The 13,716-nt window shown below is 57.6% G+C and carries 9 protein-coding genes; 4 read left to right on the top strand and 5 right to left on the bottom strand.

All coding sequences use genetic code 11. The annotated features are described in order from the left end of the window. Window positions 1–276: 276 nt before the first annotated feature. The 3 genes from AC2FH9_RS03260 to AC2FH9_RS03250 form a co-directional block, all read right to left on the bottom strand. Complete coding sequence (locus AC2FH9_RS03260; protein ID WP_496870753.1) at window positions 277–4,350, bottom strand: translocation/assembly module TamB domain-containing protein; 4,074 nt, start codon at window positions 4,348–4,350, stop codon at window positions 277–279. Beyond that, window positions 4,347–6,152 (bottom strand): autotransporter assembly complex protein TamA, encoded by a 1,806-nt coding sequence (locus tag AC2FH9_RS03255; RefSeq protein ID WP_282022395.1) that lies wholly within the window; start codon window positions 6,150–6,152, stop codon window positions 4,347–4,349. Before AC2FH9_RS03255 ends, AC2FH9_RS03260 begins: the two co-directional genes overlap by 4 nt. A 156-nt stretch (window positions 6,153–6,308) precedes the next feature. Beyond that, window positions 6,309–7,532 carry a urate hydroxylase PuuD gene (locus AC2FH9_RS03250; protein WP_496749193.1) on the bottom strand — a complete coding sequence of 408 codons (1,224 nt, stop codon included), beginning with the start codon at window positions 7,530–7,532 and terminating at the stop codon, window positions 6,309–6,311. A gap of 96 nt (window positions 7,533–7,628) precedes the next feature. Here AC2FH9_RS03250 and AC2FH9_RS03245 point away from each other — a divergent pair, with 96 nt between their 5' ends. Next, window positions 7,629–8,549, top strand: coding sequence for a LysR family transcriptional regulator (locus AC2FH9_RS03245; RefSeq protein WP_281973831.1), 921 nt, complete (start codon window positions 7,629–7,631; stop codon window positions 8,547–8,549). 141 nt (window positions 8,550–8,690) lie between these two features. On the opposite strand, the gene uraH is transcribed toward AC2FH9_RS03245, so the two are convergent. Further along, a complete protein-coding gene (gene uraH, locus AC2FH9_RS03240) occupies window positions 8,691–9,047 on the bottom strand; it encodes a hydroxyisourate hydrolase (protein WP_142640109.1) in 357 nt (118 codons plus the stop codon). A 209-nt stretch (window positions 9,048–9,256) separates the two neighbouring features. Here uraH and puuE point away from each other — a divergent pair, with 209 nt between their 5' ends. The 3 genes from puuE to AC2FH9_RS03225 all read left to right on the top strand — a co-directional run bounded on the left by puuE (window position 9,257) and on the right by AC2FH9_RS03225 (window position 12,645). Next, window positions 9,257–10,675: an allantoinase PuuE gene (puuE, locus tag AC2FH9_RS03235; protein WP_496692316.1), complete on the top strand. Its 1,419-nt coding sequence runs from the start codon at window positions 9,257–9,259 to the stop codon at window positions 10,673–10,675. After that, on the top strand, window positions 10,672–11,154 hold the full coding sequence (locus tag AC2FH9_RS03230; RefSeq protein ID WP_496870750.1) for an ureidoglycolate lyase: 483 nt from the start codon (window positions 10,672–10,674) through the stop codon (window positions 11,152–11,154). Before puuE ends, AC2FH9_RS03230 begins: the two co-directional genes overlap by 4 nt. A 63-nt stretch (window positions 11,155–11,217) precedes the next feature. After that, on the top strand, window positions 11,218–12,645 hold the full coding sequence (locus tag AC2FH9_RS03225) for a nucleobase:cation symporter-2 family protein (protein ID WP_142640116.1): 1,428 nt from the start codon (window positions 11,218–11,220) through the stop codon (window positions 12,643–12,645). A 40-nt stretch (window positions 12,646–12,685) separates the two neighbouring features. On the opposite strand, the gene AC2FH9_RS03220 is transcribed toward AC2FH9_RS03225, so the two are convergent. Beyond that, a complete protein-coding gene (locus AC2FH9_RS03220) occupies window positions 12,686–13,672 on the bottom strand; it encodes a type I glyceraldehyde-3-phosphate dehydrogenase (RefSeq protein ID WP_496714317.1) in 987 nt (328 codons plus the stop codon). Window positions 13,673–13,716: the final 44 nt, after the last annotated feature.

Raw genomic sequence — 13,716 nt, 5'->3', positions numbered from 1 at the left:
GGTCGTACTGGTCAACAAATCACTCGATAAAGACGCCGCAAAACCAGGCGCTGCCTTCTTTTCCTGCATAGGCACGGACCTGGCAATGAAATTGGTACGAAACGTCAAAAATTCGAAACGAACGGGAATGAAAATTCGTGTCGCACGAAATGAATAGAGCGACTTGTGCATTCGCTGTCATGTTAAGAAGTTGATAGTAAAGGGGTTAATGAAATTCCCTGCCTTCCTGTGATTTGGCCCGAAACTGTTGTCACAGATGCAGAGTTCCGCGCAGGATTAGTAGTCGCGCTCGAAAAAGACACCCAATCCCGTTTCCCCCCGCCCGTCAACGGTTCCGCGCATGGTGATATTATCGGTGACGTCCAGATTGAGGTTCACTTCGGTATTTCCTTCGGTGTTCACGTTGAAGTCGGTATAGAGATTATCACCCAGATACGCCCCGGCGCCCAAAATTCCGCCGCTTGACGTTGCTCCGATATCGACTGTGTCGACACCGGTCGACTCCCTCAGACCCTTGGTTGCATCCCCTCCTGCACCGCTGAGCTGCGCCAGCGATGCCGCCATCTGGGCAATGACAAAGGGCGACAGCTCAGAGAAACGATTGCCAAACAACAGCATGGCCAGCGCCTCTTCTGCTGGCCGTTCCGGATCCGAGAACACGTTGACCTCGGGGGCGTCCAGCGGCCCGGCGATTTCGATTGTAGCGGTCCCGTCCGAGGTGCTGTTTGAGGACTCAAATTCGATATAGGGTGTCAAGTCGCCTTGTAGGGTCACGATCCCTTTTGTCAGGGCCAGCCTGCGGCCCAGAATGTCGAAATTGCCTCGGATTAGAGCGATCTGGCCCGAAGGAATGATCGAGGTTGTTGTTCCGCCTATGTACAGCTGTCCGCCGAGTTCGGCATTCACGCCTCGACCTCGGACAAACACGGCCTTGGGGGCGAGCAGAGCGATGTCCAGCGCAATACGGGAATCGCTTTGGGTGGCATCGTCCTGTTTTACCAAACGGGCACGTTCCCGAGTCCGATAGCTGGCCGCGTTTTCGTTGATATGTTCGATCTCTGGTATGGGTGTAGCGCCGACCGCACCCGAGGCGGCGGCGAGATTAATATTGGTTTCCTCGAATGTAATTTGCCCGACTATTGTGCTGTTGCCGGCCAAAGCTCCGGTCATTGCGATTTGCCCGTTCAGGATCGTCTCGTACAAAAGCTGATCCGTCAGCACGAGACGATTGAGCGTGGTCGTAATTTGCGCATTGAACGGAGGCGTCAGGTCAATCGGGCCCGCGACGGTGAAATTACCCCCGGCGCGGGTTCCACCATTTAGGGAGATGTTGGCGCGGTTGTTGGCCAACTCGACCGCGCCGCTGATGCCGGTAATGGTCTGACCGGCACCCGGTATCGCCAACGAGGTTCCAGAGGTCGTGATCGACCCGCTGAGCGCCTCAAGCGAGGGTTGGCCATTCAAGCTAAGGTCGTACCGCGCAGTCCCGTCGATTTGGTTGGGGGTGATGAACAGGTTTGCGATACCGATATTAACCCCGCCTTGCGCCTGCAGATCGGCGTTTCCTGTGGTTTCATCGAACGTGCCCGAGATTTCGCCGGTGATCTGTGCCGGACCCTGCGCCGAAGAGTTGATGGTCCAGACGCCTGCCTTGCGCTTTGCGGTCCCATTGGCGGTGATTGTACCAGGAAAATCTGGGGCGAAACGCTCGACCTTGTTTAGCTCGGCGTCAAAGTCCAAGTCTGCCGATCCGTCAGAGCCGACCGACCCCGTCAGCGACGCGTATGAACTGTCCGGCCCACGCAAGCTGACTCTTCCTTCAAGGCCCGAAGCTGTTGGCGCGGCGTTGCCTTCCAGCGTCAGTGGTCCTGACAACGTCTTGGAAATCCGCGCCAGATCGTCCAGCTCTACCGAATAGCTCAGCCCTCCGGTCTCTTTGCTGACCTGACCCGAAGCGTCTGCGGTCAAGGCCGTGCCCCGCAGTTTGAAGTTTTGGACATTCAGACCCTGATCACTGTTCTCGGCATCGACACGCAGCGTCGTTCGACCTTCGATCAGTTTGTCGACGAGACTGATGCCAATCTGGACGTCCTGCGCATCGACATCGCCGGCTATGTCGAAGGTCTGGCTGGACAAAGCTCCGTTGCCATTGATATCCGCGGTAACCGACCCGGCAAGATCCCGGCCCGCGAGATCCGAAAATAGCGAAAGATCAGGGACTGTCACCTGTGCCTGACCATCAAGAACTAGATTGCCGGTTGGGTCATTGATCGACGCGCTTACTTGTGCTGTCACGGCCCGTCCGTTGATGGTGGCTTTGCGTATGTCGATAAGGTCTCCCGTTTTCGCACCATCCCAGGTGATCACGGTTTTGCCGGCAAGCAGAGGATCGACTTCGGACATACCTGTCTGCAGATCCTGCGTCGTAATGCTGGCCGTGCCATCAAACTCTTGCGTCTGCAGGGTGCCTTTGCCGTCCATTTGCGCGCTGAGCGACCCGCCAAGCTGCCGCTGGGCCAGCCCGGAAAAGACCGAGAGGTCGGGCGCGTTGAGGCTGGCCTGACCGTCGATTGTCAGATTGCCATCAGGCGTGGTCACTTCGCCACTGGCCTGTGCCTGCGCGGCCTGACCGTTCAGTTTGAACTCGCGTATGGATATTCCATCCGCCCCACGACGAGCATCCAGAGCGATGGTGGTCTGGCCGGTGATTACGGGGTCGATATCGTCGCGACCGGTCGATAGGTTGTTGCCCTGAACAACCACTTTGCCATCAAAGCTGCCCTCAAGCGGAGAGCCCTTGCCCTGAACCTCTGCCGACGCCGCCCCTGCCAGTTCCAACTGGGCAAGGCCAGAGAACCGGGACAGGTCGGTAGCGTCCAGCGTAGCCTTGCCATCAACAGCCAATCCGCTGGTCAATCCACTGATCAGCGTGTCCAGCGCCAGAGTGTAATCCGACCCGACCAGTTCGAAACCGGACAATGTCAGCGACTGGTCATCACCATACTCAAACTGCCCGTCCAGCGTGATGCGATCTCCGACGGCTGTATTCAGGTTCGGATCGGTCAGATCAATGCCCGTGACGCTGGCTTGCAGATCGCCGTTCACTGTAAATCCAAGGGTCTGATCGAGCACGCCTTGCGCGATAATTTGCATGCTCTCAAGTTCGGCTTGGGGGGATTTGAACTTATCTGCTGTCAGGCTAAGATCCCAGAGATTGCCGTTTTTCTGATCAAACAAGGTCGAGATATGCGCGGACTTGATCGTTTTGTCACCACCGCCAACCGGAAGCGTTACCGCCTGTCCCTGCGGCGGGGTAATGCGTCCCTGCAAGGCGGCAAACTGCAATGTGCCACCTTCGGCAAGGGCCAACTTCCCTTCAAGGTTCAGGGCCTGCGTTGCAAGCTGAAGATCGGACAGGTCCAGCGCCCCTTCGGGCAGGGTCTGGCCCTGCACGAACAGCCGCGAGTCCCTCCCGAAAAACGGGTCGATGGCAGGGCCGACGAAGGGTGTCAGGTCTCCGTTCAGATCGGCGGTAAATGCTATGCCTTCCGCAGAGTCGTCAGGGGCCGAACCAAGCCGAACCTGCCCAGCCAGACGCTGCTGCCCGTCACTGCTCAGCCCGATATCGGCGGTGAAATCCGTCAGCGGTCCGGCACCTTTTGCCGTCAGCTCGATCGTTGGGCTGTCGGGAATGTTCAAAGCGGTCGAAATAAGCCCGCCGGATGCCTCGGCCACGTTCAGGTCCAGATTGATCTCGCTTGTCGAGTTGTCAAACCCGGCGGTCAATGTGATCTCATCTCCGGCACGGTCCAGCCGCACCACGTCGAGATTGGTGTCCAGCGTTCCATCAGCAAGCGACAGATTTCCGGTGACGGATAAGTCGGCGGCCACCCCAATCAGCGGCTGCCCCAGCGACAACTGATCCACGCGGATTTCGCCGATTTCAACTGCGACAGGCAGCTCGGGCAGCTGGAATGTCTGGGTTTCCGCAGAAGGAGGAGGGGCATCTTTGGTTGTGGCGCCCGGCGCACGGGCTACGTCGATCTCTTGCGCTGTCAGCGCATTGACCGAGAACCGCCCACGTATCAGGGCCAGTCTGTTCCAATCCAGTTCGGCATCTTTGATGGTCAGCCAGACGCCCTCATCATCCGATACGGTGATCTCTGCGATTGTGGCCCGTGCGCTGAGGGCGCCTTGCAAGCCTTTGACGGTCACGTTCTGATCATCACCGGACAGGGTATCCTGCAGAAACTGCTCTAGCATACTGCCGCCTTCGTCCTGCGCCAGAACGGGGTAGGGTACCCACAGCAGAACAGCCGCCAAAACTGGATATGAGAAACGATGTGTCAAAATGCCTGACCAATTCCGATGTAAAACTGCAATCCGTCCCCGGTGCCGCCCTGAACGGGAAGGGCGAGATCAAGACGCAGGGGGCCAAAACCACCGAGGTCATATCTGATACCAAGCCCGGCGCCGGAATGGCTCTCTGCAGCGCTGCTGACAAAAGAGGACGTGTCGACAACACCATAATCATAAAACCCGACCAGCGATATTGTCTCGGTGATTTTGCCGCGAACTTCGCCAGATAGACCGAGGAAAGACTTGCCGCCAGCAACCTCATTGCCAACAGGGATGCCGAGGCTTTCATAGGGCTGACCGCGCACAGTGCCCGCACCGCCCGAAAAGAACAGGAAATCGGGTGTGACCCCATCCAAGGCGGGTCCTACAATCGACCCAATCTGGACCCGCCCGGCCAGCACGAGACGACCTTGTGTCCGCAGACTGGTATAGGCACGCGCGTCCGCAAACATCCTGAGGCCTGTTTCTGTGTCGGACAGGCCGACAAATGGCATCACACGGGCATCCAGGTAATAGCCATTGGTGGCGCTGACCTTGCTGTCCCTTTCGTCCCATTCTGATCGGAACGGCATGATGAAATAGCGGAACTTGCGCCCGTCGCCATAGGCGTCATCTGCATCCGACCACTGAAACCCGGCGGATGCTTCGGCGTATAGGCGGTCTGAAAATGTGCGTCTTGCACCATAGGCCAGTGACGTCACAGTCACGTTGTAATTATCGGTGTTGCGACGTTCCAGAAGGGCGCTCCAGAACGTGCTGTCATCGGGGCCCAGCCGGTCGGGCTGATCCAGCCGCAGCCCGATGCGCCCGTCCAGATCCTCGGCCCCGCCAATATTGCGCAACGATGCTTCAAACCGCAGCCGTTGGGCGCGGCGGAACACGTTGCGATGCGTCCAGGTCGTTGACAGCTCCATCCCGTCACGCGAGGCCACTTCCAAACCGAAGGTCAGGCGGCGTTTGGGCATGTCTTCAAGATAGACATCGAAATCCAGGGAGCCATCAGGGTTGGGAGTGTCGTGCTCTTCGATCGAGACAATATTAAACGTGCCGGTGCGGCGAAGCCGGGTTCCGACCTTTTGCACCTGCTGGGGGGAATACACCTCTCCGGTTGGGAAGCCGGCGATTTGTTCGACGGACCTGTGGCGAACATCGCTGTCGCCTTTGATGTACATTTTTCCAAAGCTCAGACGCGGTCCCGGGGCGAGGTCAATGCGGGAATCCAGCTTTGCCTGGGCGTGGCGGGCAATGACTTTCTGGCCGCTGACCTCGGCCTTGGCATGACCCGCGTCACGCCATCCCTGCACGCCTGCTGACGCGGCTTGCTGAATGGCTCCGGTGGTGGCCAGTTTGCCCGTCGCATAGTCTTCGGGAAGAACCGTTTCGGTCGCGATCGGCCGGACCACCGCCTGGCCAAATGTGAAGGTTGGGCCGGTTTTAACAGCAATCACGATTTTGTTGATCTGATTGGGCACGTTGAGTGAACTGAGTTCCGCCGCCTCTTTCCCGTCCAGTTTAATGCTGACGACGGGACTGAAGTAGCCTTCGTCATAAAGGATCTGAACAATGGTGGTATAGTCCGACAGGGCCGCTGACAAAAGTTCAAGCGGCGTGTCCAGCCCGCGGGATTCTGCGGTTGTCACCGATGCGGTATCTTCGATCCGTTCAACCAGTGCTTTCGGAGCGCCCGGTGCCGTGAGGACGGTTTCCAATGCGGCCAGCGATGTGGGCAATGTGGCGACGACTATTCCGAACAGACAATTTCTCACAAAGCTGCATTGTCTTATTCGCTGCATCTATTGGCTCCAGCTGCCCCAACTAGAAATTAATTTCGGCGCCTTTTCGGATGTGGCGGCCCCTTAAGGATAGTTAGAACATCTGTAATCGTGTAGGGGAAGCGTTTATCGTTTGGCCAAGAAAATTAGCGGAACAAGTGATGGCTCAGTGCCAGTTCAAAGGCCAGCATTGCGGAACCAGCGAATGATCGCCGCGCGATCTTCCGGTTCCATATAGGTGACATTTGCGGGTGGCATCGCGTGACTGACACCGGCCTGCAGGTAAATCTGTTTCGCATTGCGGGCGATGTCACCTTGGGTTTCCAGAAGAATGCCCTTTGGCGCCCACAGGATGCCGTCCCAAACCGGTTCGCGCGCATGGCACATGGAACAGCGCCCCAGAACGACATCATGTGCCTGTTCGAACCCGTCTGCTGATGCGTATTTCTGTTCAAATGCGGTGAGCGGCTGCGCCTCGGCCTCCTCCAGAGGTTTGTACATAGGCGCGGTGGACAGCCACATGATGGCGATGAATAGCAGAGCGGTCACCAGCCAGGTCCAGGTCGGATCACCGGCGCGAGCGTGGCGTGTATTGAAGTAGTGACGGATTGTGACACCCATCAGAAATACCAGCGCCGCAATGATCCAGTTGTATTGGGTGGCAAAGGCCAGCGGGTAGTGGTTCGAAAGCATCAGGAAAACCACTGGCAAGGTCAGATAGTTGTTATGAGTCGAACGCAACTTGGCGATCTTGCCGTATTTCGGGTCCGGGGTGCGGCCATTCTTAAGGTCGTCTACGACGATGCGCTGGTTCGGCATGATGATGAAGAATACGTTCGCTGTCATGATCGTCGCGGTGAATGCGCCCAGATGCAGCATCATCGCGCGCCCGGTGAATATCTGGTTGTACCCCCAGCCCATCACCACCAGCAGGACAAACAGCAGCACCATCAGTAATGTTGGGCGCTCACCCAGACCGGATTTGCACAGGAAGTCGTAGATCAGCCAGCCCATAGTCAACGAGGCAGCCGAGATCAGAATGCCCTGCCACAGCGCCAGATCGGCCTTTTGTGCATCAATCAGATAAAGCTCTCCACCAACCCAGTAGACGATCATCAACAGCGCAGCTCCGCTAAGCCAGGTGGCATAGCTTTCCCATTTGAACCAGGTCAGATGATCCGGCATCCGCTCGGGTGCGACGAGGTATTTCTGAATATGGTAAAAGCCGCCGCCATGTACCTGCCATTCTTCCCCGTCGGCGGGGCCGGGGATATCCCGATTCAGGCCAAGGTCCAGAGCGATGAAGTAAAAGGATGATCCGATCCAGGCGATAGCAGTGATTACGTGCAGCCAGCGCACAGCAAATGCCATCCAATCCCAGAACACGGCGAATTCAAACATGAGAGTTCTCTCCAGTAGGTTATAGTCACCCTAGGCAAACTGGCTTTTCTTCGGTATTCCCGTATATTGTCAAACTGTATCAAAAAAAACGATAAGATGTCCTATCTCGACAATATTCGCACCTTCGTTCGTGTCTATGATCTGGGCAGCATGTCTGCTGCCGGGAGGGATTTGCGTGTTTCACCGGCGGTGACTTCGGCGCGAATATCACAGCTTGAGGATCATTTGGGCGTGCGTCTGTTTCAGAGGACTACACGTAACCTCAGCCCGACCGAGCAGGGACGTGCGTTTTACCCTGGAGCGGTTGCGGTCCTGGATGCCGTAGATGAAGCCGAGGCGCAGGTTGTTCACCTGACCGAAGCCCCCCGCGGGTCACTGTTCGTAGCCGCGCCTTTGGGCGTCGGGCGCAGGTTATTAGCCCCACATGTGCCGGATTTTCTCTCGGAATACCCCGAAATTGATGTGCGATTGCGCCTGACCGACAGGTCAGTGGACCTGACGACCGAAGGATTGGATCTGGCCTTTTTCATTGGTCAGCCCGAGGACAGCACCCTGCGTATTCGCAAGATCGCGGATTGCGCGCGGGTTCTGTGTGCCGCACCGGACTATGTAAAACGCAGGGGGATGCCGCAAAACGGAGCCGATCTTGTGTCCGACAAGCACGAGTGTCTTAACCTGCGGTATCCCGGCGCTGCAGAGTTTCAGTGGATGCTGGAAACTCCAGACGGGCCAAGACGTTATGCCGTGTCGGGCCGGTTTGAATGCGATGACGGAGATGTTTTGACCGATTGGGCGTTGTCAGGGCAGGGGATCGCGATGAAACCTGTGTTTGAGGCAGCGGAACATCTCAAGGCAGGACGTCTGGTGGTGGTTGCGAAGGAGACACCTCCTGTCTCTGTTCAGATGGCGTGTCTCTATACCCATCGACGTCACCAGGATCCCAAGGCGCGTTTGTTCATGGATTTCATGATCGCGCGAATTGGCAAGGTTGTGCAAAACTCGGACATCAACGGTTAGCAAAGGCTCCCGGCCGCGCGTAAATTTTCTCGAAGGGCTGTAACCGTCACTATCCGCGCCGCGCCCAACGGGTGCGGCGCCCGGCTCAACAGGAGGAGGCCCGGCAGGGGCGATCGACGGGCGGAAGGTTCGCCCGGTCAGTTAGCTGCCACGATACGTGGAGTAGCTGTATGGCGAAAGCAAGAGCGGCACATGATAGTGGGCGTCTGCTTCAGACATACCAAACCTGATTGGAATCTCATCCAGGAACAGCGGTTCGTCATCCGCCTGGCCAGAGGCGCGCAGATAGTCACCCGCACTGAAAACAAGCTCGTATTCCCCGGTTTCAAAGTTTGCTTGCGGTAGTATTGGGCTGTCTGTTCGCCCGTCTGCATTGGTCAGCATCTCAGCCAGTTTGTGGCGTCCGTCCTGGGTAATCGCGTACAGAGCAATTTTCAGCCCCTCTGCGGGACAGCCTTTGGCGGTGTCCAGAACATGGGTTGTCAGGTATCCTGCCACGCGTTTCTCCTCATATTCCAATCACCGCAACGAGTGGCTGTTGAAAACCGCAAACTGCAATCGAGTATTGTTTGACGCAGTCTGGGGCGAAACCCGAGACTTTGGGAATGCCGAAAGAAAAGGAAACAGCGTTCGGATTGATTTGATAATACTGCTTCCAATTCTGCGGTAAAGCGTAGGTAGTGTAACACAACTGAGACGGAACATTCATGCAGCCTCCTCGCTATCCCCGTGACATGATCGGATACGGAGCCAACCCGCCAAACGCCCAGTGGCCTGGCGGAGCAAATCTGGCCGTTCAGATTGTGCTGAACTACGAAGAGGGTGGCGAGAACTGCGTGCTTCACGGTGATGCCGCGTCTGAGGCCTTTCTGTCCGAGATTGTCGGCGCAGCGCAATGGCCAGACCAGCGTCATTGGAACATGGAATCGATCTATGAATACGGGTCGCGGGCAGGGTTCTGGCGTCTGCACCGCTTGATGCAGGACTTGCCCATAACCGTTTACGGTGTTGCTTCGGCGCTGGCACGGTCGCCCGATCAGGTTGCCGCCATGAAAGACGCAGGTTGGGAGATCGCAAGTCACGGCCTGAAATGGGTCGAACATAAGGATATGTCTGAAGCGGAAGAGCGCGCTCAAATAGAAGAGGCCATCCGCCTGCATACCGAGGTCGTGGGGGAACGTCCCTATGGTTGGTATACCGGCCGGTGTTCCGAGAACACCGTGCGTCTGGTGGCAGAAGAGGGGGGCTTTGCCTATGTGGCGGACACCTATGCGGATGATCTGCCCTATTGGATGCAGGCCTCTGGCCGGGACCAGTTGATCGTACCATATACTCTCGATTGTAACGATATGCGCTTTGCAACGCCGCAAGGTTTCAATTCGGGCGATCAGTTTTATTCCTATCTCAAAGACAGTTTCGACGCGCTTTATTCCGAGGGTGAAGCCGGTGCGCCCAAGATGTTGTCGATCGGTCTGCATTGCCGCCTGATCGGTCGTCCAGGTCGGGTCATGGCGCTGAAACGGTTTCTGGATTATGCGCGTGGGCACTCGGATGTCTGGTTCGCGACCCGTCTGGAGATCGCCCAGCATTGGGCAGCGCAGCACCCGCCTGTATCAGGTCCAAAGCCGTCAGAAATGGCGCGGGACGCTTTCGTTGCCGCTTATGGCGGGATCTTCGAACATTCGGCTTGGATTGCAGAGCGCGCCCATGGGCTGGAACTCGGCGCGGCTCACGATACTGCCGGCGGGTTGCATAACGCACTGACGCGCATGTTCCGTTCGGCCTCGGAAGAGGAGCGGCTGGGCGTGCTGACCGCGCACCCGGATCTGGCAGGCAAGCTGGCACAGGCCAAGCGACTGACGCAGGAAAGCACGGCGGAACAATCCTCGGCGGGGCTGGATGCGTTGACGGATGCCGAACGCGATGCCTTCACCGATCTGAATAGGCGCTATACCGACAAGTTCGGATTTCCCTTCATTATTGCTGTGCGCGATCATGACAAAGCCTCTATCCAGCAGGCGTTTCAGCGGCGGATAGATCAGGACCGGGACACAGAATTCGCCGAGGCCTGCCGACAGGTCGAGCGTATAGCAGAATTCCGCCTGAGGGATGTGTTGCCTTCATGAAACAGATCCGGACTGTTCCTTTAACGCCTGACGCTTTTGCCCCGTTCGGAGATGTGATCGAGGCATCGGGCGACCCGGACAAGATCATCAACCAGGGCCAGTGCGGGCGTTTTCACGACCGGGCGGCCCTTGATTTCGCGGGCGGCCGCGCCGGGATCAGCCTGTTTAACGCCAACCCCCGAACCCTGCCGTACCATTTGGATATGGTTGAACGGCATCCTGATGGCAGTCAGGCCTTTGTTCCCATGACCCATCAACCCTTTCTGGTCGTTGTAGCACCAGATGTTGACGGGCAGCCGGGCGAGCCGTGTGCCTTTGTCACCCGGCCCGGTCAGGCGGTGAATTATCATCGTGGGACTTGGCACGGCGTTTTGACACCGTTGCATGGCCCTGGATTGTTCGCCGTTGTTGATCGGATCGGCGATGGGCCCAACCTGGAAGAATACTGGTTCGATACCCCTTATCAGGTGGTGTCGTAGCCAAATGAAGCCGCAGCATAAGCGGTAAGACCCCCGTGAATCTGACAGAGAGGACAGTAACTCATGGCTGACACTTCAATAGGGACACCCGAACAACTTCGGGATCCAAATTATACCCCGGCGCTGCACAAGGCAGTTCCGCTGGGCATTCAACATGTTCTGGCGATGTTCGTTTCGAACGTGACGCCTGCGATCATAGTTGCAGGGGCCGCCGGGTTCGGGTTCGGTTCGAACTCCCCCGATTTTCCCGAACTGCTGTACTTGATCCAGATGTCGATGCTGTTTGCCGGCGTCGCGACCTTGCTCCAAACGGTGACGATTGGTCCGGTAGGAGCGGCTTTGCCTATTGTTCAGGGCACTAGCTTTGCCTTTCTGCCGATCATGATCCCGTTGGTTGCTGGCAAAGGCGTCGATGGTCTGGCCGCATTGTTTGGCGGTGTCATTATCGGTGGGGTGTTCCATGCCCTGCTGGGCACGGTGATTGGCAAAATCCGTTTTGCCTTGCCACCTCTGGTCACAGGCCTTGTGGTGACGATGATTGGTCTGGCGTTGGTCAAGGTCGGCATTCAATACGCCGCCGGAGGGGTTCCGGCCATTGGAACGCCTGAATACGGCTCGGCGCTGAACTGGTCGGCTGCTTTGGTCGTGGTTGTGGTAACGCTGGGGCTGAAGTTCTTTACGCGCGGAATGCTTTCGGTTTCTGCCGTTCTGATTGGTCTTGCGGTTGGGTATGTCTATGCCCTGATGGTTGGCATGATCACTTTTGAGGCAATCGGAACAAGCTGGAGCCGCGCTGCAACTTTCGCCCTGCCTGTGCCCTTCAAGTATGGGTTCGAGTTCTCATTCGCCGCCATAATCGGGTTCTGTCTGATGGCCTTTGTTTCGGCAGTTGAGACGGTGGGGGATGTGTCGGGTGTGACCAAAGGCGGAGCCGGGCGCGAAGCCACGGACAAGGAAATCACCGGTGCAACCTATGCTGACGGCTTCGGTTCGGCCCTGGCGGGCGTGTTCGGCGGCTTACCCAACACGTCGTTCAGCCAGAATGTCGGGCTGATCGCAATGACCGGCGTCATGAGCCGAAATGTCGTCACCATCGGCGCCTTGTTTCTGATCCTGTGCGGCCTGGTGCCCAAGGTTGGGGCTATCATTCGCACCGTTCCGATCGAAGTACTGGGCGGTGGCGTCATCGTCATGTTCGGGATGGTTGTCGCGGCGGGTGTTTCGATGTTGTCCGATGTGGATTGGAATCGGCGCAACATGGTGATCTTTGCCATCGCGCTGTCAATCGGGTTCGGCCTCCAGCTCGAGCCGGGTGCGGTGCAACACTTGCCCGATACTCTGGGCATCCTGATGAAAAGCGGGCTGCTGCCTGCGGCTCTGATCGCCATCGTGCTGAACCTGATCCTGCCGGATGAGTTGGCCGATGAGGCAACCGAAGAAGTTTCGGGCGGCATGTCGGGGCACGGGTCAGGCAGCCTTCCCGGCAAGTAACCAAATGCAAATCGGCGGATCGCGTTAGGTCGCGATCCGCCTATGTGTCGGCCATCATACGAGCGACATCCAGCATGCGGGCTGAAAACCCCCATTCATTGTCATACCAGCCAAAAACACGAACCTGAGTTTCGCCGATCTGCCGGGTTTCTGGCCCTGCGATGATCAGAGATTCCGGCCGCGTCCGCAAATCGGACGACACCAGCGGCTCATCCGTCCAACCCAGAACGGGAGACTCTGCAACGGCTGCACGCAGGGCGGTTTCAAAATCGCAGGCGCTCAGGCCGCGCTTCAGCGTCACAATCAGATCAACCGCGGAAACGCTTGCCGTAGGCACCCTGACCGCCGCGCCCGAGATGCGCCCGGCCAGATGGGGCAGGACTTCGTCTATCAGGTGCATAGCGCTGGTGGTGGTCGGGACCATCGACAGCGCTCCGGCGCGTGACCGTGCCAGATCACCACGCGGAGCGTCGATCATCGGCTGGCTGTTGGTGTAGCAGTGGATGGTGGTCATATGGCCCGACGCGACACCAGCGATCCCGTCCAGAACCTTGACCAGCGGAGCCAGCCCGTTGGTGGTGCAAGAGGCATTTGACACGATCCGCGCATTGCCCAGCTGATCCTCATTTGCACCCAGAACGATTGTGGCCTCGGTCGCAGGCGATGGGCCGGAAATCAGTACTTTCCTTGCCCCTGCGGTCAGGCCCTGACTGGCAACATCCGATGTCCGGGCAACGCCGGTGCAGTCCATCAGGACATCTACACCGGACAGATCAACCCGGCTGAGGTTGGGGCTGTGTGTAACAGGAATAGCGTGCCCATCGACAACCAGTTGCGCAGTTCCCTGTTCCACTTTGCCCGGATAGGGCCCAAAAGTGCTGTCGTACTTGAACAGATAGGCGCAGGTCTCTAGCGGTGCGATGTCGTTGATCAGCACCAGTTCGATGTCGTGACCGAGCGGCATGGCCAGAAGCTGCCGCAAAATCGTGCGGCCGATGCGGCCGAATCCGTTAATTGCGAGTTTCATGCGCAAGCTATGGCAGGGGCTTGAATTAACCTCAATGCCAGTTT

This window comes from Ruegeria sp. CDSC081 (assembly GCF_059610485.1).
The sequence above is the reverse complement of the archived record's forward strand: the minus strand, read 5'-3'. Positions and strand labels throughout refer to the sequence as shown.

Bases quoted from the DNA above. Each gene is read 5' to 3' on its own strand.
- AC2FH9_RS03255 (WP_282022395.1), bottom strand. From the start codon at position 6,152: ATGCAGCGAATAAGACAATGCAGCTTTGTGAGAAATTGTCTGTTCGGA.
- AC2FH9_RS03250 (WP_496749193.1), bottom strand. From the start codon at position 7,532: ATGTTTGAATTCGCCGTGTTCTGGGATTGGATGGCATTTGCTGTGCGC.
- AC2FH9_RS03245 (WP_281973831.1), top strand. From the start codon at position 7,629: ATGTCCTATCTCGACAATATTCGCACCTTCGTTCGTGTCTATGATCTG.
- puuE (WP_496692316.1), top strand. From the start codon at position 9,257: ATGCAGCCTCCTCGCTATCCCCGTGACATGATCGGATACGGAGCCAAC.
- AC2FH9_RS03230 (WP_496870750.1), top strand. From the start codon at position 10,672: ATGAAACAGATCCGGACTGTTCCTTTAACGCCTGACGCTTTTGCCCCG.
- AC2FH9_RS03225 (WP_142640116.1), top strand. From the start codon at position 11,218: ATGGCTGACACTTCAATAGGGACACCCGAACAACTTCGGGATCCAAAT.
- AC2FH9_RS03220 (WP_496714317.1), bottom strand. From the start codon at position 13,672: ATGAAACTCGCAATTAACGGATTCGGCCGCATCGGCCGCACGATTTTG.